This is a genomic window from Paenibacillus polymyxa (assembly GCF_001719045.1).
Taxonomy (GTDB): domain Bacteria; phylum Bacillota; class Bacilli; order Paenibacillales; family Paenibacillaceae; genus Paenibacillus; species Paenibacillus polymyxa_B.
The window spans coordinates 2,943,301-2,967,500 of record NZ_CP015423.1 but is presented as its reverse complement, the minus strand read 5'-3'; the positions used below and the strand labels follow the sequence as shown (position 1 = coordinate 2,967,500).

2 protein-coding genes (1 of these 2 running past the window's edge) are annotated in these 24,200 nt (G+C 49.8%); one reads left to right on the top strand and one right to left on the bottom strand.

Annotated elements, in window-relative coordinates; all coding sequences use genetic code 11:
* Positions 1-273 carry the end of an alpha/beta hydrolase gene (locus AOU00_RS13205; protein WP_069290773.1) on the top strand. The gene continues 762 nt to the left of window position 1, outside the view, so the window shows 273 of its 1,035 coding nt (coding positions 763-1,035); its start codon lies beyond the left edge, outside the window; the stop codon is at positions 271-273.
* Positions 274-383: 110 nt separating this feature from the next.
* On the opposite strand, the gene AOU00_RS13200 is transcribed toward AOU00_RS13205, so the two are convergent.
* Entirely contained in the window at positions 384-24,110 is a 23,727-nt protein-coding gene (locus AOU00_RS13200) for a non-ribosomal peptide synthetase (RefSeq protein ID WP_069290772.1), read from the bottom strand.
* Positions 24,111-24,200 lie beyond the last annotated feature (90 nt).

Sequence of the window (24,200 nt, the reverse complement as noted above, 5' to 3'; positions counted from 1 at the left end):
CTCCCTGTACGTGTAATTGCTCGGGGCATTCAACAAGATTTGACTCAGTTCGGTATTAGTAAACGCGGAAATGATCAGATTGAACAAAGCTGGCAAATCGGACAGCGCGAGATGCTTAACATCTCTACAAACAGCAAATTAATTGTTGCCAAGAAAAGCGAGCATATGATCATCCATGATCAACCAGAGCTTGTCATCCAAGTCATCCGTGAACTCATAACCAACACCAGTCACTTTCAGTCAACCACGTCTAAAGCATACACAGATGATTAGGGACTTTATATGTTAAGGACAGCTTAAAAAAACAAAAGACGCCCGAGTTCCTTCTATATAAAGGAATCCGGGCGTCTTTGCTGCCTAACACTTATTATGCTTGATTGAGCTTAGGACAAAATGGGCTTGTTATTAGATGAAGCCTCTGTGACCTTGCCAAGTATCTGTCTCAGTACTTTAGCATTTTCCCCAATAAAACCGGAATCAAGCAGCACATCATGCGTTCCGATGACTTCGTATTCTTTGTATTGACCAAGTGTCGCCTGTTGCCATAACAATTTATCTAATGATGTATCTGGACCAATACTATCATCCTCTGCAATCAGAGCATGGATATTCGCATGAACTTCACCTGCGTTAATAAGCTCATCGCGGTAGGTGGAGTACACCAACATTTTGTCCATGACTCGCTCCCTGTCCACTGGATCGGCGAGGAATGCTTTGTACTGGTCCCTAATGCTGTCCAGTACCGTCTCGACAATCTCTTCGAGCTCCTCTGGTGTCGATTCATCTTTGGACATCTTTCTCATAGCATCTACCATAATAATGTCGCTAACATGGTGACCTCGGCTTTCCATGGCTTTAGCTACCTCGAAGGCGAGATTTCCTCCAAGTGAGTACCCTAGGAATACATATGGGCCCTCTGCTTGAATATCCACAATGGCATCAATGTATCGATCCAGCATATCTTGACCCTGGTACCGATCGCCGATAAATTCCATTCCGTACACCTCGCAAAACCCTTCCAGCTCCTTGGCCATCTCATAGTACCCCAGAGAGTGGCCTACCCGTGGAGGGAAGCAAAACACTTTAATCGTTCCTTTTCCTGGGAAGCGGATAATTTCCATTTCTTGTTCGTCGGCAGCATTCGTTGCCTGCAGCTTGAAAATTTCATGCGCCATTTCTTCCACAGTCGGCAGATTAAACACGGCCTGGAGTGGGAGATGGACGCCCATACTGGACGAGATCCTTTGGATCAAGCCCAATACTTTCAGGGAATGGCCCCCAAGTTCGAAGAAATGATCCCTGATCCCGATTTCCTGTACGCCGAGCACCTCAGACCAAATCTGAGCGAGCTCTACTTCTGTCTGCGTACGCGGCGCGATATACTCCGCTGTGCTCCGCAGAAGGGTTTCCGGTGCCGGTAGCGCTTTGCGATCCAATTTGCCATTCGGATTCAGTGGCATTTGTGCGAGCTGTACGAAGGCAGACGGAATCATGTAGCTTGGCAGCTCGCTGGCCAGTGCCTCGCGTAGTACGCCCGCTGCGAGTCCTTCCTCGGCCACAAAGTATGCGCAAAGCTGAGTACTTCCGCTGGAGTCAGCCAGTGCTAGAACAACCGCTTCTTGTACCGACGGCACCTTCAGAATTTGTGCTTCCACTTCTCCCAACTCAATGCGGTAACCGCGGATTTTTACCTGGTGATCGATCCGTCCCAAATACTCAATATTCCCGTCTGGCAACCACCGGGCCAAATCGCCTGTTCGGTAAATCCGTTCTCCCGGTTTGTACGGATGAGGAATGAACTTCTCTGCCGTCAGTTCAGGCTGATTGAAGTACCCCCTTGCTACCCCTTCGCCTGCAATACACAGTTCTCCTGGTACACCTACTGGTGATACCTGAGAGGCGCCGTCTATCATCCATACTTGGACGTTAGCGTACGGTTTGCCGATAGGCACATGCGTTAGAGCCGCAGTCTCAAGGCTCGTTGTATACCGAGTCGCATATACAGCTGCTTCCGTAGGACCGTAGATGTTTTCCAGTACTGCGTAAGGAGATACTTTATAATACTCTTCCACAAGTTTGGCAGGCAGCGTCTCGCCGCAGGCAAACAGGTATTTCAGAGTAAGGAATCCTTGGGTGCCGCTTTCTTTCAAGTATTGAACGAGCACACTGAGCATCGACGGCACCAAATTGAGATGCGTGATACGGTTCGTATCCACGGCCTCTAGCAGTGCCATCGGGTCTTTGTCCACGCCTTGTGGCAGGATCACGAGAGTCCCTTGTCCAAAGAACCAGCAGAACAGCTCCGGCACGGAGAAGTCAAAGGTGAATGTCGTTTTGAGCAGGAAACGGTCGCCTGCCAACATCGGATATTCAGCTTCCAACTGACTCAGCGTATGGACGGCAGCGCGATGTTCAATCATTACCCCTTTCGGCTTGCCGGTTGAACCTGACGTGTAAATGATATACGCCAGATGCTCCGGCCCCGCCATTGGCTCCAGATTCGAGCTATCCGCATGATACGCCTGCGGATCATCAAGTGCCAGGATCGTGCCAGTGAACGGAAAACGATCTTGGAGATGGTTCTTCGTCAGCAGAAGCTTCGCTCCCGAATCCTCCAGCATGTGGCGAATACGATCTTCTGGGAACTCCGGATCAATCGGTACATAGGCCCCGCCAGCTTTTAGAATGGCATGAATACCAATGATCATCTCAAGCGAGCGCTCGACCATGATGCCGACTGGTTGGTCCGGTCTAACCCCTTGGGCACGCAGCGTACGTGCGAGACGGTTCGCCTGCTGATCGAGTTCTCCATAGGTAAGCTCCGTTTCACCGTAAATAAGTGCTGTACGATCCGGTGTGAGCGCTGCTTTTTCCTCAAATATACCGTGAAGGGTCTGCTCACGCGGATAAGGAGCTGCTGTATCGCCCCACACCTCTATAATCTGCGATTTCTCTTCTGGCGTGATCAACTCCAGCTCATCAATACGGATGGTAGGTTGAACAGCAACGCTTGTCAGAATTCTCGTCAAGTGTCCTTGAATGCGTTCCACGCTCTCCCGATCATAGACGCGGGCATTGTAACGGTACAAGAACTCCAGATTACGGCCCGGCAGCACAATGAGGTTAAAATCATAATTCGTCTGTTCAAACATCTGAACGTCCGTAATTCTGTATTCAGCCTCTTCACTGGAAATTTTCTCTTCTAGATGCTCTTCTACCGGGTAATTTTCGAACACCATAATATGAGAAATCAAATCTTGCTTTTGTTCGCTCTGTGCTTGAATCTCATAGAGCGGATAGGAATCATATGCATGTCCTGCCAAATATAATTCCTGCTGTCTTTTCATCACATGGGAGAACAAATCGCTTCCCTCGGCCTGAACCCGAACCGGAACTGTATTGATGAAGAGACCGATCATACTTTCGATACCCGGAATCTCGGCAGGTCTCCCCGATACTACACTTCCGAAGACGATATCCTGGCTTCTATTGTAGCGCTGCAACACGATTCCCCAGGCTGCTTGCATCAATGTATTCATCGTCACCTGATGCTGTTTGGCCACCTGTTCCAGGCGATCGGTCAATTCCGCATCCAACGTGAATACCAGCTTCTCCGACACATAGGCTTCTGCTTTTGCTGATGGCTGTGTGATGGCTTGTGGCAGCTTCGTCTGCTGCTCGTAGCCTTCCAGGTACCCTCTCCAGTAAGAGGATGCCTCTTCCTCACCTTGCTTCTCCAACCATTGAATGTACTGGCTGTACGATGCTGCTGCAGGAAGCTCAGGTTCCCTTTGCTCACGTAGAGCTCCGTATGTTTCAAACACTTCCTGGAGCACAAGCGGCATACACCAGCCATCCAAAATGATGTGATGAGAGCTCCACAACAGATGGTAATGCTCTTTTGCAGTACGTAGGATAGCAACTCGCAGCAAGGCTTCATTCGCAAGATCAAAACCTCTCGCTTTGTCTTGGGCAACATAAGCTGCAAGACGCGCTTCTATTTCAGCGGATTCCAGCTCATGCAGATCCTCGTATACGAAGTCGCATGCTCTTTCTTTGAACACAATCTGTATAGGGAAATCGCCCCACCCGGCATGGAAATTCGTTCTCAATATAGCATGCCGTTTCATCAGATGTTTTAAGCTGCGTTTGAAATCCTCAGGATAGAATGCTCCCTGAATTTCAAATTTGGCCTGCTCAAAGTAGACTTCCGAATGAGGCTCCAGCAAGCTGTGGAACAACATTCCTTTTTGCATCGGCGTCAGTTTATACATATTTTCAATACTGCCGATATGCCGTGTCTGCTCTTCTATCTCCTCGATTTTTTCCAAGCTGATATCTTTGAGGAGTACATCGCTTGGTGTAAGTTCTGTTCTTTCCTTACTTACGCAATGTCCAATGACTTCGCTGAGACGGTTCTTCAGAATGCCAACAAACTTAGTCACGGACTCCCCGTCGAGCTGATGACGGTTATAGCTGACCGAAAGTTGAAGCTGTCCTTCGGCAATCAGTCCATTAATGTTCAATGCCTGATGCTGGACCATCTGCTCACTGACCTCAGGTCCTACTGAGTAAGGCGATACTTCCATCGTCCCTCCTGCAAGATCCTGGTCGAACTGTCCCAAGTAGTTGAAGGTAATCTCAGGTTCAGCCGAGAAGGAGGAGACGTCGGAACCGTCGCTTAAATATTTCAAAATACCATATCCGACACCTTTGTTCGGGATACGACGCAAGCCTTCCTTGACGTGCTTGATTCTGGCGCCGATCTCCAATTCCCCTCCCATCTCAAGGGCGACAGGGTATTGACTTGTAAACCAGCCTATTGTGCGAGTAATATCCAGTTCCGGCACAACAGGCTCCCGTCCATGTCCCTCCAGAAGGATGCCTACACGTTCGATTCCCGTCCACTCGTGAACAGCCATACCCAGAGCCGTCAGGAGCAGATCGTTGACCTCCGTATTGTAAGTGCGGTTCGCTTCTTTCAGGAACTGCTCTGTCTCTTCTGGTGACCATCTCACCGTGACAGCCTCACTGTCTTTGATGAGAAGAGCGCCGTCTACCTTGTCTTTGGGAAGAGGGACAAAACCATCTCCCTCTACCTCTGCCCAATAGCTGCGTTCTTGTTCAGCCGCCAGACTATTCGCAAATTGTGTGATTCCCTCAACCCATGCACGGTACGAATCGGTCTTCTGTGGAAGCTTGACCGCTTCTCCACGTGCTGCCTGCTCGTAGCCATCCTGCAGGTCCTCAAAAAGAATACGCCAGGATACGCCATCCACAGCCAGATGATGAATAACGATCAACAGATGTTCGCCTTCCGCACAACGGAACAGACCCAGTCTAAAGAGAGGTCCATCCTCCAGAGAGATGCTGCGCTGAATGGCTTCCGCACCTGCTTCTATTGCTGAAGCCGGGTCTGTCTCATCCCGCAAATCGTGGATCTGGAGGCTATAGAGCTCACCCTCACCCATGCTCCGGTTCCAGGCCTCCAATCCCTGCTCTCCTTGGCGGAACACCAGTCGTAAAGCATCATGATGCTCTGCAATTTTCCGAACAACCTCGGCGAGCGCATCGGTATTGAAGCCATCACGTCGGTACAACATGACCGACTGATTAAAGTGATGCAGATCCATCGACTGTTCATCGAAGAATCTGTGCTGGGCAGGTCCCAGTCTTACCGCTCCGTGTACCTCGCTTTGGTCCGCAATTCGGCTGACCACACTAACGCGCTGTGCCAGCTCTGCAATTGTCGGATAACCGAACAAATCCTTCATTTCAAGCTTATAGCCTGCTTGAAGAAGCCTTGAGGATACTTGAATGGATTTGATCGAGTCACCTCCAAGCTCAAAGAAATTATCATGAATGCCGACAAGCGGCACGCCGAGTACACCCTGCCAGATTGAAGCCAAAATGTTCTCCACATCCGTGCGCGGAGCGGTAAAGTCTGCTCCCGCCTTTATACCCGAGTTCGGTTCAGGCAGTGCCTTGCGATCCAGCTTACCATTCGGTGTCAGAGGCATCACGTCCAGTTGGACGAAGTAAGACGGAATCATATATGCAGGCAGTCCGGCAGACAGTTCGTCTCTCAGCTCGCTGACAGACATTTCGCGATTAGCTACAAAGTAAGCACACAGCGATTTCTGCCCATGAGCATCTGCCCACGCAACAACGAGAGCTTCCTCGACAAGTGGGATATCCAGCAACTTGGCCTCAATCTCACCAAGCTCAATACGATAGCCCCGTATTTTAACTTGATGGTCAATGCGTCCAATGTACTCAATGTCTCCATTAGGAAGGCGACGAGCCAAATCTCCGGTGCGATACATATTTCCTTCCGCAGCGAACGGATTTCTAATGAATTTATCTGCGGTAAGCTCAGGACGGTTCAGATATCCACGGGCTACCCCGTCCCCGGCGATGTACATTTCGCCCTCCACGCCTAACGGTACGAGACGAAGCTGATCATCCAGGATATGAATGTATATATTGTCTGACGGCAAACCAATCGGTACGGATTCACGTATATCCTTCGCAGGATCGTACAGGTGAATCATGCAACCGACGACGGTTTCGGTTGGACCGTATTCATTGTAGATTTTGATATTGCCACCAAAGAGGTCGGTAATCGTTTTTGACAAATGTGTGGTCAGATTCTCTCCACCTACAATGAGCTGCTGAATGCGACTTTCTGCTGGAATGGTCATATCTTTAATCAGACTGAGATGCGTCGGCGTCAGCTTGAGAATATCCACCGCATTTTCGCGCAAAATATGCTGAACAACCTCCGCCTTATCTATGCCATCATAAATCCGTACTATTCCTCCGTTAATTAATGGAGTAAAGATCGATGTCATCGTCAAGTCAAAGGAAATGGATGAATACAACGGGAAATCCGTTGGTTTTCCAGCACAATAGACCTTATTGGCCCACCAGATGTAGTTCACGATCCCTTTGTGGTTAATCATGGTTCCCTTCGGATTTCCGGTTGTACCCGAGGTATAGATTAAGTACACCAGATCGTTTCCTCCAACAGGAATATTGGGATTATCTACCTCGGTTCCGTAGATGTGCGGGGAATCCAATTCCATAACCGTTCCCTCAAAAGAGGCCAACTCCGTCAGGTGGCTCTGTGTGAGCAAAATTTCAGCGCCAGAATCCTTCAGAATATACTGAATCCGCTCCTGCGGATATTCAGGATCAATAGGTACATAGGCTCCACCCGCTTTGAGCACACCCATGATGGCGACAAGCAGTTCTACAGACCGATCTGCCAACAGACCTACCACTTGTTCACTCCGTAGTCCTTGGTCTATCAAGGTGGAAGCTAGTCTGTTCGCCTGCTCGTTCAGCTCCCGATAGGTGATCTGAGTGTCCCCATTTACAGCCGCAATCTTATCCGGCGTACGGACAACCTGTTCTTCAAACAAGGTATGCAGACCCTGATCACTTGGATAGGTATGTGCCTTGCCGCCCCAGTCAAGCAGGTTCATCCGTTCCTCGGATGTTACAATCTCCAGTTCCTGTATCGTCGCCTGCGGACGAGCAGCCACCTGATCGAGCATCTGCAACAAGTGTCCTCCGATACGTGCAATGCTTTCTTGCTCGTAAACCGAAGCATTATAGCGAATGCAGACCTTGATGTCTTCGCCTGGAATCACAACCAGGTTAAAGTCATAGTTGGTTTGTTCAAACATGGTGAAGTTGGCAACTTCGAGATTGTCCTCCGTTTGGTTACCCGATTGCTCCACCTGCTCGTCGAGCGGGTAATTTTCAAAGATCATAATATGAGAAATCAGGTCCTGCTTTTGGGTTGTTTTCCCCTGAATCTCATACAGTGGATAGGTGTCGTAGGCACGACCAGCCAATGACTGTGCCTGTGTACGTTTCATCACTTCGACGAAGGCTTCGTCTTTGGATGACTGTACACGGATAGGTACTGTATTGATGAACAGACCCACCATATTTTCGATCCCTGCAATCTCAGCGGGTCTACCCGACACAACGCCGCCGAAAACGACATCCGAGCTGGCATTATAACGTTGAAGAATCAGTCCCCAAGCTGTCTGCATGAGTGTATTGACGGTTACGTGATTGCGCTTCGCGACAACATCCATTTTACCTGTCAAAGATGCACCCAGATGGAGAACATGCTCTTTTAGAACATAGCCCGCTTCTTTTGCTTGAGATTTCGTTTTACCTTCCGGCAATACAGTATTCCCGTCATAATCTTCGAGATATTGGCTCCAATACGTTGAAGCTTCTTGATCATCCTGTGCATCAAGCCACTCGATATAACGGCTATAGGGCTGAGCTGGCGGTAGGACAGGCTGTACTTGCTGTTTCTTAGCAGAATAATAATCGAACAGCTCCTGTGTAATGATCGGGATACACCAGCCATCCATGACAATATGGTGGAAGCTCCACAATACAAGACAGCTTTGATCCTTCTGCAAGACGGTCACCCGCATCAGCGGATCTTCTGACAAGCTGAACCCCTTAACCATATCTTCAGCAATATAAGCCTTGATTCGGTCTTCTTGTTCCTGCGTAGATGCGTCGCGCAAATCTACGTAGTGCAGAGGGATTAACCGTTGCTTAAAGACAACTTGCAGCGGTACATCAGCAATGTTGTTGTAAAAGCCGGTACGTAGTATGGCATGTCGTTGCACCAAAGCCTGGAAGCTCTCGAAGAAGATATCTACATCGAAGCTACCACGCAGCTCAAACGTTGCCTGTTCGAAGTATGAAGAGGAGTCCGGCTCCAGCAGGCTGTGAAACAGCATTCCCTTCTGCATTGGCGTCAGCTTGTATACATCCTCAATCTCTCCGATGTGAGCCGTCTGCGCCGTGAGTCGATCAAGCTGCTCCAATGTTAATCCTTGGAACAGAACATCACTTGGTGTAAGCTGTGAACGCTCCTGAGCCACACAATGACGGATGACCTCACTAAGGCTTGACTGTAATAATTCAGCAAAATGACTCACCGTCTCGTTACGATACTGCCTGCTGCTGTACGTAATCGTCAGTGATAGCTGGCCTTCAGCAATCATGCCATTCACATCCAGAGCATATTGCTGTGGTGTGAGGTCGCTGAGCGCCTTACCAACTGAATGTGTGGATAGGCTAAGGGCATTACCCTCCAGATCCTGATCAAACTGCCCAAGATAATTGAAGGAAATTTCCGGCTCCACGCCAAATCCAACACTTTTCTCCGGTGCCATATACTTCAGAAGACCGTAGCCGATTCCTTTGTGCGGAACGTCTCGCAAATTCTCCTTGATGCGCTTGATGCGCGCAGATACTTCCTGTCCGCCTTGCAGGTTCAGCAGAACCGGATACTGGGTTGTGAACCAACCGACGGTACGGGTAATATCCAGGTCTGGTACGATCATTTCCCGTCCATGCCCTTCGAGATTGACCAAAATCTGCTCCATGCCTGTCCAGCGCTGAATGGCTGCCCCCAGAGCAGTCAAGAGCAAGTCGTTCGTCTCCGTATGATACGCCCGGTTCGCTTGCCGCAACAGCAGGTCTGTTTCCTGCGCAGACCACGTTACCGTAACCGATTCAGTATCCCGGATGGTGCCCGGCTTCTGATCCTCATCCTTCGGCAGTGGGGCCAAAATCGCCTCTTCGATCAGCTGCCAGTATGCACGCTCCTTGTCCAGAGCAGGCCCTGCTGCATACTTCGTCGCTTGCTCAGACCATACAAGATACGAATCGGTCTTTTGTGGAAGGACGATTGCTTGTCCATTCAATGCCTGCTCGTACCCCGCTGCAATGTCCTCAAACAGGATGCGCCAGGATACGCCGTCAACCAAGAGGTGATGAATGACAATCAACAAATGATCGCCATCGTCACAATGGAACAGGCCTAGCTTGAACAGTGGGCCACCTTCCAAGTCAAAGCTTGCCTGAATGGCATCGGCTTGGGCCTGAACCCCAGTTGTCTGGTCTTCCGCCTGCCGCACATCGGCAATGTCCAATGTGTAGAGCTCGCCTTCGTCCGTTCCCCGATTCCAAGCTGCATACCCAGCTTCTGTAGACCGGAAAACCATACGCAGCGCGTCATGATGGATCGCAATTTGGTCCATTGTCAACCGGAGTGCAGCCTCATCAAAGCCGTCTTTCCGATAGAGCATGACGGCATGATTATAATGGTGCGGCTCCGCTGTATGGCGTTCAAAGAACCAACGCTGAATGGGCATTAACTCTGCTGCACCTTTAATTTCGCCCTGTTCCGCTGTACGTCCGGCTGCCTGAAGATACGGGCTTAGCTCGGCAATTGTCGGATATTTGAAGAGATCCTTCATCTCTAATTTATATCCGGCTTGGAACAATCTCGAGGACACTTGGATCGCCTTGATGGAATCACCACCCAGATCAAAGAAATGATCATGGATGCCGACCTGCTGCGCTCCCAGCACACCTTGCCATACGGAAGCCAAAGCTTCCTCAGCCTTCGTCCTTGGCGATTCATAAACCGCTCCAGTCTGCACATTGGTCTCCGGAGCCGGAAGCGCTTTGCGATCCAGCTTGCCATTTGGCGTCAAAGGCATCTGTTCCAATTGCATAAAGTAAGATGGAATCATATAAGTCGGTAGTTCGGCAGCCAAGGCTTTTCTCAACTCGCCTACCGTCAGCATCTGATCGGCAGTGAAATAGCCGACAAGCACTTTTTGTCCACTTCCATCCTCTCGGGCGAGCACAACGGCCTCCCTTACAGACGGAGCATGGAGCAGCTTCGCTTCCACTTCGCCCAGCTCGATACGGTAACCACGGATTTTTACCTGATGGTCAATCCGTCCCAAATACTCCATGCTGCCATCCGGCAACCAGCGTGCCAAGTCACCCGAGCGGTACATGCGCTCGCCCGCTTCAAACGGATGAGCGACAAACTTCTCTTCCGTCAATTCCGGTCGGTTCAGATAACCTCGCGCCAGACCTACGCCCGCCACATAGAGTTCACCTGGAATGCCAATCGGCTGTGGACGGCGTTGTTCATCCAAAATGTACGCTCGCAGCGTCGGAATCGTGGTGCCGATATTGCTGCGGCCCTGTTCAATTTCCAACTCTGTAATTTCCTTATAAGTTACATGCACGGTCGTTTCGGTAATGCCGTACATGTTAATGAGCTGCACTTGCGGATACTTCGTTCTCCAGTCCTTGAGCAGGGCCGGGGCTAATGCCTCTCCACCGAAGATAATCATACGGAGGCTCAGTTCTGCCGCTTGATGACCGAGCTCTTCCTGTAGCAACTGGTAGAAGTACGTCGGTGTCTGGTTCAAAACGGTGACCTTCTGATCCTTAAGCAATTGCAAGAAACGATCTGGACTCTTCGCGGTAAGCGATGGAACGATGACCAACCGTCCTCCGTTCAGCAATGCTCCGTACATTTCCCATACAGAGAAGTCAAAACAGAATGAATGGAACAGTGTCCACGTATCCTGAGGACCAAAGTCAAACATATTTTTATCATTAAAGAGCAAGCGAACTACATTTTTATGCTCAATCAGTGTTCCCTTTGGCTTGCCTGTCGTACCCGATGTGTAGATGACGTAGGCAAGATGCTCCGGTCCGGCTGCAGGCTGCAGGTTTGAGACATCCTCCTTGTAGGAAGCCGTTTTGTCCAGACTTACGATATCCCCGGCGAAGGAGACACGTTGCTCCAGATGCGCTTGTGTCAGCAGTAGCTTGGCTCCCGAATCCTCAAGCATAAAGCGAATGCGGTCCTCTGGATATTCAGGGTCTACAGGGACATAGGCCCCGCCTGCCTTCAAGATGGCTAAAATTCCGACCACCATTTCAAGGGAACGATCCGCCATAATTCCAGCCAAACCGTCTGGTTGCAAACCACGTTCCCTCAGCGTTCGGGCAAGTCCATTGGCCCGCTCGTTCAGCTCGCTGTAGGACAGGGTTGCATCTTCACATACGACTGCCACTGCATTCGGAGTACGTGCGGCCTGCTCCTCGAACAGCGCATGGATCGTCTTGTCACGAGGATAATCTGCCTTGGCTTTGTCCGGCGCTTTCATCAGCCTTGATTTTTCCTGAGGTGTCACGATATCAAGGGATGACAACGGCAGTGCCGGATTGGCGATGGCTTCCCGAATAAGCTGTACAAAGTGGCCTGCCATCCGCTCAGCAGTCTCTTGCTTGTAGATCGCAGTCGCATACTCAAGCGTGCAGTTCAATGCCCCGTCTGCTTCACTCACGGTCAGCGTAAGATCGAACTTGGCAGCCGGATGTACATTATCGTAAGGAGTGAAGCGCAATCCTTCTATTTCTTGTTCTCCCTGCTCGATATTTTGCAGGACAAACATGGTATCAAATAGTGGGTTACGGCTCAAATCACGCTGAAGCTCCAGCTTTTCTACCAGCTCCTCGAACGGGTAATCCTGGTTTTCATAGGCCCGCAGCGCTGTTTCCTTCACTTCCTGCAGATAAGCCTCGAAAGGCTTCTCTCCTTCTGGATAAGTACGAAGTGCCACTGTGCCGACGAACATACCGATGAGGCCTTCAAGTGTCGCATGAGATCTTCCTGCCACAGGTGAACCGACAATAACATCTTCCTGACCTGTGTACTTGTGCAAGAGCGCTGTATAGGCTGCCAGCAGTACCATGAACAGAGTGGAACCCGTTCGGGTAGCCAGCTCCTGAAGTGAAGCACTCAGAGAAGAATCAATTTGGAAGTCGATTCGATCGCCCGCAAAGCTTCGCACCGCAGGACGAACCTCATCTCCTGGCAAATCCAGCACTGGCAAGCTTCCACGGAGAGCATCCAGCCAGTAAGCTTCCTGGGCCTTAAGACGCTCGCTTCCGAGCTGCTCTTGCTGCCATACAGCATAGTCTGTGTACTGGATCTGTAGCTCAGGAAATACGTCCTCCTCTTGGTAGAAGCGGAGAAACTCTTCTATGAGAATATTCATAGAAACCCCATCTGAGACAATATGGTGCATGTCAAACAATAGTAAATGGCGCTCATGTGCAATTCGAATAAGGCCGACCCGCAGCAATGGAGCTACACCTAAATCAAAAGGACGGACGAACTGCTGAAGGGTAGCTCCTGCCTCTTCCTCGCTCAACTCCGCATATTCCACAGTAAACGGAACATCCGTCAGGAGCTGCTGTACAGGTTCACCGTTCACAGTCACAAAACGAGTTCGCAGCGAACCATGACGATGAATTAGACGACGGAATGCCTGCTCTAGCCGTTCCCGATCCAAAGCTCCCTCAACGGTAAGGATACCCGGCATATTGTAGCTCAGCTCTCCACCTTCCAGCTGACTTAGAATAAACAGTCGTTTTTGGGCCGAGGACAATGGATAATGCTCTCTCGCTCCCGCTGTAGGAATTTCTTCGAAATTCAGCGGTGTATAGCCCTCAATGGCACGAGCCAATTCTTCAATAGTAGGAGACTCGAACACTGCTCTCAGACTAATCTCGCGATTCATTTCCTTGCGAATTCGTGAGACTAGCAGGGCTGCACGCAGTGAATGACCTCCAAAATGGAAGAAATTATCCTTCACTCCCGCGCTCTCTACACCCAGCACCTCTTGCCAGATTTCGGCTAATTGAATTTCCACAGGTGTCCTTGGAGCCTCAGATGAAGCCGCTGCCCATCCATGCTCGCCCTGCAGCGCTTTTCGGTCGATTTTTCCGTTCGACGTCAGAGGCATATCCTCCAGTTGTATGAAGCGGGAAGGGATCATATATCCAGGTAATATCTCCGACAGGACGGCCCGAAGCTCGGATACCTCAAGTTTCTGAGCAGCTACGAAATAAGCGACTAGATCTTTGTAGCCGTCATCGCCCTCTACAGCCATGGCTACGACTTCCTGAACGGACGGCACTCTGAGCATTTGTGCTTCTACCTCGCCTAGCTCGATACGGTAGCCGCGGATTTTGACTTGGTGATCTATTCGACCTAAGTACTCGATGGTTCCATTCGGTAACCAGCGAACCAGGTCACCCGTCCGATACATGCGCTCTCCTGGAGCAAACGGATTGTCCACGAACTTCTCATCCATTAACTCAGGCCGATTATGATACCCCCGTGCTAACCCGATACTCGAAATGCATAGCTCTCCAGCTACACCGACAGGTTGCAATCTAAAATGGTCATCCAAGATGTACACACTGTGGTTAGCAATAGGTCGTCCAATAGATACAATATCCGTTGCTTCCTCACTGTCCGGGACAGACCAGATTGTGGTGCATACGGAGTCCTCTGTTGGGCCATAGCCATTAGAGTAACGTACATGCTTCCTCCACTCTTCGATCAACTCGACCGATGCGGCCGATCCAGCGGTTAGCAGGCACCGCAGTGTTGGCAAACGCTCTGGATCAAGGTGGATAGCGTAAGCGGGTGGCAAAGTCACTACCGTAATCCCCTTATCGTTCATGAACTGCTCGAACAGGGCATGATCTAAAATATCTTGTGTAGAAGGGATGCACAGAACAGCCCCGTGGCTCAGCGCCGTTAAAATTTCCGAAATCGATGCATCAAACGACAGACTTGCAAACTGAACGATCCGATCCTGCGGTGTAACTTCGAAGTGTGTGCCGTATACGTCCGAAAGATTCGGTAGTCCCCGATGCTCGACTAATACGCCCTTAGGCTGACCCGTCGTACCTGAAGTGTAGATCACGTAAGCCAGATCATCCGGGCCAGCAGTAGCCTCCAAATTCGAGGTGTCGGCATCATAGGTCGATGATTTATCCAGCAGCAAAACATTTTCCGTCCATCCGAGATGCTCCGAGAGATGGGCCTGTGTAAGGATCAGCTTCGCCCCGGAATCTTCAAGCATGTAACTGATTCGTTCTTTCGGATACTCTGGATCGATTGGAACATAGGCACCCCCGGCTTTCATAATGCCGTAGATCCCAACGATCATTTCGAGCGACCGTTCAGCAATCAGTCCCACCAGATCTCCCGTCTTGATTCCCTGAGTACGGAGCCTTCTCGCCAGTCCGTTGGCTTTTGCATTGAGCTCGGCATAGGTCAGACTCTCGTCCTCGAACCAAAGGGCAGTCGCATCCGGCGTTCGTCCCGCCTGTTCCTCCAACAGCCCGTGGAACGTGTTACAGTGCTCGTAAATGCCTTTTGTATTTCCCCATACGTTCAGAATCTGTTCTCTCTCCTGCGGCGTGACTAATTCTAGTGCATCCACGGAAATGGCAGGGTTCTCTACAATTTGTTCCATGAGGTAAACCAGATGGCCCTTGATTTGTTCAATTGTCACTGGGTCATAAACAAGTGCATTGTACTGGAACAGCAATCTCATTTCTTCGCCAGGGAGGACAATTAAATTAAAATCATAATTCGTTTGCTCAAGAAGCTCCGCTTCCTCAATCTCAAAGGCAGCCTCGCCACCACCCAGACGCTCTACCTCCTCTTCCACAGGATAGTTTTCAAACACCATAATATGGGAGATTAGATCCTGCTTCTGATCCGTCTGAGCCTGAATCTCAAACAGCGGGTAGGTGTCATACATATGAGAAGCCATATATTGTTCCTGCTGCTGCTTCATCAGAACGGTGAAGGGGAGATTCTCCTCTGTCTTCACACGAACGGGAATCGTATTGATGAACAAACCGATCATCCGATCAATGCCCGGAATTTCTGCTGGTCTGCCTGATACTACACTTCCGTACACGACATCTCGGCTACCGTTATAGCGTTGAAGCGCAATACCCCAGAGGGACTGCAGCAATATATTCATCGTGACATGAGCATCCCTGGCCACCTTTTCAAGACACCCAGTCAATTCCCTGCTGAGAGGATAATTCAGCTTTTCTGCTACATAGCCTTCTCCCTTACTCGCTCCACCGACTTGAGGTAAAAGCGTCTGCTGCTCGTAACCGGCCAGATATCGGCTCCAATAGTTGGACGCAGCTGCTTCATCCTGCTGTTCGAGCCATTCGATATATCGACTGTACGGATGAACCTCTGCCAACTGCGGCTCTCTTCCTTCCAGGAGGGCAAAATAGTGTTCAAATACCTCCTGCGTAATTAACGGAACACACCACCCATCCATGACGATGTGGTGAAAACTCCATAAGAGACGGAAGCTCTCTTCATCTGTTTGCAAAATGGATACACGTAGAAGCTCGTCTTCAGCTAGGTTGAAGCCCAGTGCTTTGTCCTTAGCACCAAATGTCTTCAGGTAAGCTTCGCGCTGCGATGCATTCATCTCCCGCAGGTCTTCGTACACCAATTTAGCGCCTCTGTGCCGAAATACAACCTGCAAAGGCTCGCTACCCCATCCGCTGTAAAAGTTCGTGCGCAGGATAGCATGACGCTCCACTACTGCATCCAGACTGTGTCCGAAGGTGGTCGGATCAAAGCTACCCTTAAAGTCAAAGGCAGCCTGCTCAAAATAAGCACCTGTATGCGGCTCAAACATATCATGGAACAGCATGCCCTTCTGCATCGGCGTCAGACTATATACATTCTCAATATCGCCAATGTGACTCGTCTGCTTAGAAAGCTCCTCCAGATCGGCAATGCTCAGACCCTTCGCAAGCACGTCGCTTGGTGTCAATACGGTTTTTTCTTGGGTTACGCAATGCTGGAGAAGTTCCCGCAGGCTTTCCTCAATATATCCAGCGAGCTGTTCCATCGTAGATGACTTATACTGTTTTCCGTTATAAGTAATCGTCAGAGTCAGGGCTCCGTCCGTCACCATGCCATTGATATCTAGCGTATAGGCCGGTTCCTCCAACAAGCTTTGCGCGCTTCCGGTCGGATAAGGAGAAATCTGCAACGAGCTTCCTTGCAAATCCTGATCAAATTGCCCCAGATAGTTAAAAGAAATCTCAGGCTGCAAGCTGAAGCTGCCTTCATCCAACTGACTTGCCATCGTTTTGAGCAACCCGTAGCCAATACCTTTGTTCGGAATTCGGCGTAGCCCTTCTTTCACAGACTTGATCAAGGAGGCCACTTCCGGGTTATTCCCCAAGTCTAAAATCACCGGATATTGACTTGTAAACCAGCCTACGGTACGGGTGATGTCGATATTCGGTATAATCGGCTCACGACCGTGTCCTTCCAGATTCACAGCAACCTTTCCGATGCCAGACCATTTGGATACCGCCATGCCCAGAGCAGTCAATAGCAGATCATTCGTCTCTGTTTGATAAGCACGATGGGCTTTTCTCAACAATTGGTCGGTTTCTTCTAGAGTCCATTCTGCTGTTACTACTTTGCTATCCTGTACAAGAAGGCTTTCCACAGCCTCATCCTTCGGCAACTGTTCGAGTGGCTGATCCTCCAGCTCTCTCCAATACGCCCGATGAGTCTCCATTTCTGGACCTTCCGAATAACGAGCAAGGGCGTCTCCCCAATCACGGAAGGAATCCGTCTTCTGCGGGAATGTCAGCGCTTGTCCTTGAATCACCTGCTCATAGCCTGCTGCGATGTCCTCGAACAAAATCCGCCAGGATACTCCGTCCACCACCAAATGGTGGATCACGATCAGAAGGTGGTCTCCATCCTGACAATGGAAAAGTCCTAACTTCAGCAGCGGACCTTCTGCCAGATTGATACTGCGCTGAATGTCATCCGACAGCGATGTAATGGCTGCAGTCGGATCGGATTCATTCCGTAAATCAGCAGTGAACAGGCTATACAGCTCTCCTTCTTCAAGATCACGATTCCAAGCTTCGTAGCCATGCTCTGTCTGACGGAAAACCATGCGAAGAGCGTCATGATGCTCAGCGAGTTTTCTTAGCACCTGATGCAAGGCCTTTTCCTCAAATCCCTGTTCACGATACAGCATAACCGCTTGATTGAAGTGATGAGGCTCTGCCTGCTTCCGTCCAAAAAACCACTGTTGGACTGGAGTCAAGCGAGTCGTTCCACGCACAACTCCCTGTTCAGCCATATGCACAGCCGTTTGTATTTCAGCGCCTAGCTCGGCAATGGTTGGCGATTTGAACAGCTGCTTCATCTCTAACCGATAGCCGGCCTGCAGTAACCGTGACGACACCTGAATAGCTTTTATGGAGTCTCCACCCAATTCAAAGAAATTGTCATGGATACCCACCTGTTCGGCACCCAGCACCCCTTGCCAGACAGATGCCAAAGCTTCCTCAGCCGGTGTACGAGGAGCTGTATACTTCCGTCCTGTATGCGCGCCTACTTGAGGAGCCGGCAGAGACCTGCGGTCCACTTTTCCGTTTGACGTTAATGGCATACGATCCATCTGGATAAAGTAGGATGGAATCATATAGCCTGGAAGTACCTGCGATAGGGAAAGACGTACTTCGCCTGCCGTGAGCGTACGATCCGCTACATAATAAGCGCAAAGCTGCTTCTCGCCAAGCTCATCCGCGCGAACGACCACTACGGCGTCGATTACTGACTCCACCTTGGCCAGTTGGGCCTCGATTTCAGGGAGTTCGATGCGGTAACCACGTATTTTGACCTGCTCATCAATTCTTCCTTTAAACTCCAAATTCCCATCTGGAAGCCAGCGTACCAGATCCCCAGTTCTGTAGCAGGGTTCTCCGTCCTTCACAGGACTAGGAACAAATTTCTCTGCTGTGAGATCAGGACGATTGAGATATCCGCGCGCTACACCTTCACCGCCGACAATGAGTTCACCCCAAGCACCAATAGGCTGTAATTGCAGCGATCCATTGACCACATAAGCGGTCGAATTACTAATTGGGCGGCCAATCGGCACGACCCCTTCGGCACGACCCAGAATCTTGTAGGTGGTGGAGAAGGTCGTATTCTCTGTCGGACCATAGCCATTGATAGGGACAAGATCAGGATTAGCCTCGATTACACGGTTCATATGAGATATGGACAGTACGTCTCCGCCAACCAGCAATGTTTTTAGCCCTTTGAACAGGTACTCATCCTGCAGGGAAAGCTGATTGAAAAGCGGTGAAGTGAGCCACATTGTTGTAATCCCGTACTTGGTAATGGCCGCTTTGAGCCTATCAGCAATCAGGATATCGTCGTTCTCCACGAAATAGAGCTGCCCACCGTTGAGCAACGCCCCCCATATTTCGAATGTAGAAGCATCAAAGGCCACGGCTCCTGTTTGCAAAATTCGTGTGGATTCACTCAGCTCCACATAGTTGGTCTCTTTGACCAGACGGACCACGTTCCGGTGTTCAACCATAACGCCCTTCGGTCTACCCGTCGTACCCGATGTATAGATGACATAAGCAAGCCCCTGCGATCCCTGAGCAGTCTCCGGCTGGGCAGGTTCAGCTGCATAGGCCTCTTCACTGCTAAGATCGACAATCGGTATACCGTAGTCTACACTTATAAGCTCGCCCTTTTGCACCAATAATAGCTTGGCGTCGGAATCATCAAGCATATAACGAACCCGATCTTCCGGGTAATCAGGATCAATCGGCACATAGGCTCCACCTGCCTGAAGCACCGCGAGCATACCAATGACCATCTCGATGCTTCGTCCACCCATCACGGCCACAGGCTGCTCCCTGAGCGTCCCCAAACGACGCAATGTTTGGGCCAGTCGGCTCGCCTTGTCTTGCAATTCAAGGTACGTTAGCTGGACATCGCCGAATACAAGCGCCGTCTGCTCTGGTGTACGCTTGACTTGTTCTGCGAACAGCTCATGAATGGTCTTGTCCCTTGGATAAGGAGCCGATGTCGCGTTAAATACTTCAACGATCTGTACTTTCTCCTCCGGTGTGATCATTTCTATCTCGGCCAGTTGCAACTGAGGATTAGCCGAGACTGCATGCAGAACCCGGAGCAAGTGCGTTGCAAGTCGCTCTACGGTTTCACGCCGATATAAAGCCGTACTATACTCGAGGCCAAAGGCTAATTTTGACCCCTTCTCCTCTACATTGAGGGACAGATCAAATTTGGCTGTGACGGTGTCCATCAAGTAAGGAGTAAAGTGCACTCCGTCCATATCCTGCTCTTCCTGCTCGGTATTTTGTAATACCAATAGGGTGTCAAAGAGCGGATTGCGGCTGACATCACGTCCTACGCCCAGCTTTTCGACCAATTTTTCAAAAGGGTAATCCTGATGCTCAAACGCCTTGAGCGCCGTTTCCTTGATTTCCAGAAGATAATCCTGAAAGGTTTTATCCCCTGCCGGGTAACTGCGCAAGGCCAGTGTGTTGACAAACATCCCGATGATGCCCTCAAGCTCAGCCTGCGGTCTTCCGGCTACTGGAGAACCTACGACGATGTCCTCCTGTCCTGTATATTTGTGCAGTAGTACCGAATAAGCGGCCAGCAATACCATATACAGTGTAGTACCTGTACGGGATGCAAGCTCTTGTATCGCCTTATTGCCAGGCTCATCCAATGTAAAATCAATTCGGCTACCCTCGAAGCTCCGAACTGAAGGTCGTTGGAAGTCTGTAGGCAAATCCAATACCGGCAACTCTCCTTCAAAGGATTGCAGCCAATATTTCTCAAGATCTTGCCATTGGTTCTCTGACTGTTCCCGTTGCCATACGGCATAATCCTTGTACTGGATGTGCAGCTCTGGTAGCTGCTCTCCTTGATACAAATGAGTAAGTTCCTCTATCAATATTTGAATAGAAACCCCATCTGAAATGATGTGATGCATATCAAACAGCAACAGATGACGCTCCTCCTGGAGCTTCACCAAGCTAACACGCAGTAATGGAGCCTGGCTCAGATCAAAGGCACGAATAAAGTTGTGAATGAGCGTATCCGTCTCCTCCACCGAGGCCTCTGTGTAGTTCAACGCGAACGGCACATTCCTATGCACACGCTGAACAAGTTCTCCATCCTGCATATAAAAGCCGGTTCTCAGGGATTCATGACGCTGGATCAGTGCTTGGAACGCAGACTCCAGCCGCGTGCGATCCAACGGTCCATCCACTGTGAAGACCCCTGGCATATTGTAGCTGAGCTCTCCCCCGTCCATCTGTCTCAGCACGTATAACCGCTTTTGCGCTGAGGACACTGGGTAAGCTTCGCTTTCCGTTGCCTGTGGGATGGATTCGTACATGGTCGGAATGTGTTTTTTCACAAGTTGCGCCAAGGATTCGACCGTAGGTGACTGAAACACCTCACGCAGCGAAATGCTACATCCCAACTCTTTGTGAATCCGTGAAACGAGCACTGTTGCCCGCAAAGAGTGACCACCAATTTCAAAGAAATTATCTCTGACACCGACACGAGCAACGCCCAAGATATCTTGCCAGATGAGTACCATCTGAGCTTCCACAGCAGTTCTCGGAGCCAAATAAGCCTCGCCGGATTGTACGCTGCTTTCAGGAGCCGGCAACGCACGGCGATCCAGTTTGCCATTTGGTGTAAGCGGCATTTGCTCCAGCCGGACAAAATAAGAAGGAATCATGTAAGCGGGGAGTTCCGCCGCCAGCTGAGCCCGCAATTCCCCCGGCGAAAGATCAGTGGAGGCTACATAGTAGGCGCACAGCAATTTTTGGCCCTGTTCGTCTTCCCGTGCGAGGACAATCGTTTCTCGTACGCTTGGAGCCTTGAGAATTTGGGCTTCTACCTCGCCAAGCTCAATTCGGTAGCCGCGAATTTTGACCTGATGGTCGATCCGCCCCAAATATTCAATATTGCCATCAGGCAACCAACGAGCAAGATCCCCAGTTCGGTACAGCCGCTCTCCCACCCGATACGGATGCTCAACGAATTTCTCAGACGTCAAATCCGGCCGATTCAAATACCCACGGGCAAGACCGTCCCCCGCAATGTATAGCTCTCCTGGAACCCCAACAGGCTGCAGGCGTCTTTGCTCATCGAGAATGTAAGCGCTAAGTGTGGGGATCGTTCTGCCAATATTGCTTTTCCCCGCTTCAATCTCATGTTCCGTGATTTCCTTATAGGTGACATGAACTGTTGTTTCCGTAATTCCGTACATATTAATCAGCTGCACATCAGGATACTTGACCCGCCAGTTCCTCAGAAGAGATGGACTTAAAGCCTCTCCACCAAAAATGATTTTTCTAAGGCCAAGCTCTGTCGAAGAGTGCGTTAACTCTTCCTGTAGCACCTGATAAAAATACGTCGGCGTCTGATTTAAGATGGTGACTTGGTTGTCTTTCAACAACTCCAGGAAAGCTGCTGGGCTCTTGGCTGTGAGAGATGGAACAATCACCAATTTCCCTCCGTAAAGAAGCGCTCCGTACATCTCCCAAACGGAGAAATCGAAGCAGAACGAATGGAACAGCGTCCACGTATCCTGAGCGTTGAAGTCAAATAAATTTTTATCGTTAAAGAGCAGTCGAACTACGTTTTTGTGTTCAATCAGCGTGCCCTTCGGCTTGCCAGTCGTACCCGACGTGTAGATAACATAGGCCAGATGGCTTGGTCCCGAAATACTCTCCAGATTGGAAGCATCTCCTGTATACGTTGTAGCTTCGTCCAGACTCACAAGCTTTCCGTCAAAAGCGGTGCTCTCCCATAGATGACTTTGGGTGAGCAACAGACGGACACCTGAATCCTCCAGCATATAATGGATACGTTCTTCGGGATAATCGGGGTCAATCGGTACATAGGCACCACCTGCTTTCAAAATGGCCAACATCCCGATGACCATCTCCAAGGAACGGTCAGCCATAATCCCTACGAGCGTATCTGCTCCTACTCCCTCGGAGCGCAAATATCTCGCAAGCTGGTTAGCCTGCTCGTTTAGAGCTTGGTATGTAATGCTCTGCTCGTCCATCTGAACGGCTACGTGATCTGGCGTGCGCTCGGCTTGTTCCTCGAATAAGCCATGGATGGTCTTCTCACGTGGATAATCGACTGCGGCGCCTTCCGAAAGAGCCAAAATGGACTGCTCTTCTGGTTCACCCAATAAGTTTACCTCTGCAATAGAAAGCTGAGGTGAATGAATGATCTGCTCGGCGATCGTAAGCAACTGGGAAACCATGTCCTTAACTTCACTGCGTTCAAACAGCTCTGTCCGATAATCGACATCCAGTACCAGTTCGCCTTCATCCAGGATCTCCACGATATGAAGCACGAAATCGTTCACTTCGTCCCCGCAGAAATCATAATCTGTCAAAATACGCACATCATCCAAATCAACCCAATTGATAAGACGATATTCCATTGAAACGCCAAAAAGCCGCTGAATATCCTTGTTCCCATGCATTTCTCTAAGATCCTGAATTAACTGATTGTATGGATATTTCTGATGCCGCAGGACTGACATCTGATCTCTGGCTACATCCTGCAGGAAGCTCAATACATCTATATCCTTTTTGACGTATGTTCTGGCAGCAGCAGTGCTGACGAACATACCTATCTTTTGCTTCTCTTTTTTGTTCCCCCGGTTAGCGAACGAAGTGCCAATCACCACATCCGGCTGATTCGTCATTTTGTGTATGTAGATATACATCGCACCCATGAAGAACTGGAACAAAGAAATCCTATTCTGTTGGCAAAATGCTTGCAGGTCGTGATATAGCACTTCTGGTACGGTAAAATGCTCCCGAACGGCGTGGGTGCTTAAAGATAACGGATTATATGACTTCCAACCCGTAAGCTCAGGCAAATCAGAAAATTTATCCAGCCAGTAAGCCTTATCCTTTTGGTATCTGTCAGAAAGTTCGTATGCATTCTCATCTGCAATATATTGAATATACGAGCAATCGTCGCCCAGCTTCGGTTCATTTCCTTGAATTAACTCCATGTAAAATGCTGTCAGCTGATTGCCATAGACCACCATTGATATTCCGTCAGAAATAATATGGTGCATCTTGATATTAATCCAATACTCTTCCTCGCTAATCTTCACAATTAAAAACTGGAAGAGCTCAGAATCCAGCAGGGGCAAGGGTTTTCTTTTGTGTTGCTCAAGTAAGGCTTCCACCTCAGATACACTTTCATAGTGACTAAGATCCAGGCACTCCAACTGTCTCTCTTCATAAGGAACGACGTACTGCTGAGGCACTCCATCCACTGAGGTAATACGGATGCGGAACGCATCATACTGTTTGATAATCAAATTAATGGACTGCATAAAGGCTGCAATATGGATATGCCCCTTCATCTTAGCTGTACCGGAAAGCTGTGACACTGACGTATCTGGGTAGAGTAATTCGGTATACCATATACGCTTCTGCGCATTTGTTAAATCATATAACTGCATGTCATTCATCTCATTCACTCCTATTCCATGATGTGAATATCCTCCCGCTGCACCTGGCAGTCAGGAGGACAAAAGGACAGTTTAACGTGCGCTTCCACC

Coding starts and splice junctions, on each gene's coding strand:
- AOU00_RS13200 (WP_069290772.1), bottom strand. CDS start 24,110: ATGAATGACATGCAGTTATATGATTTAACAAATGCGCAGAAGCGTATA.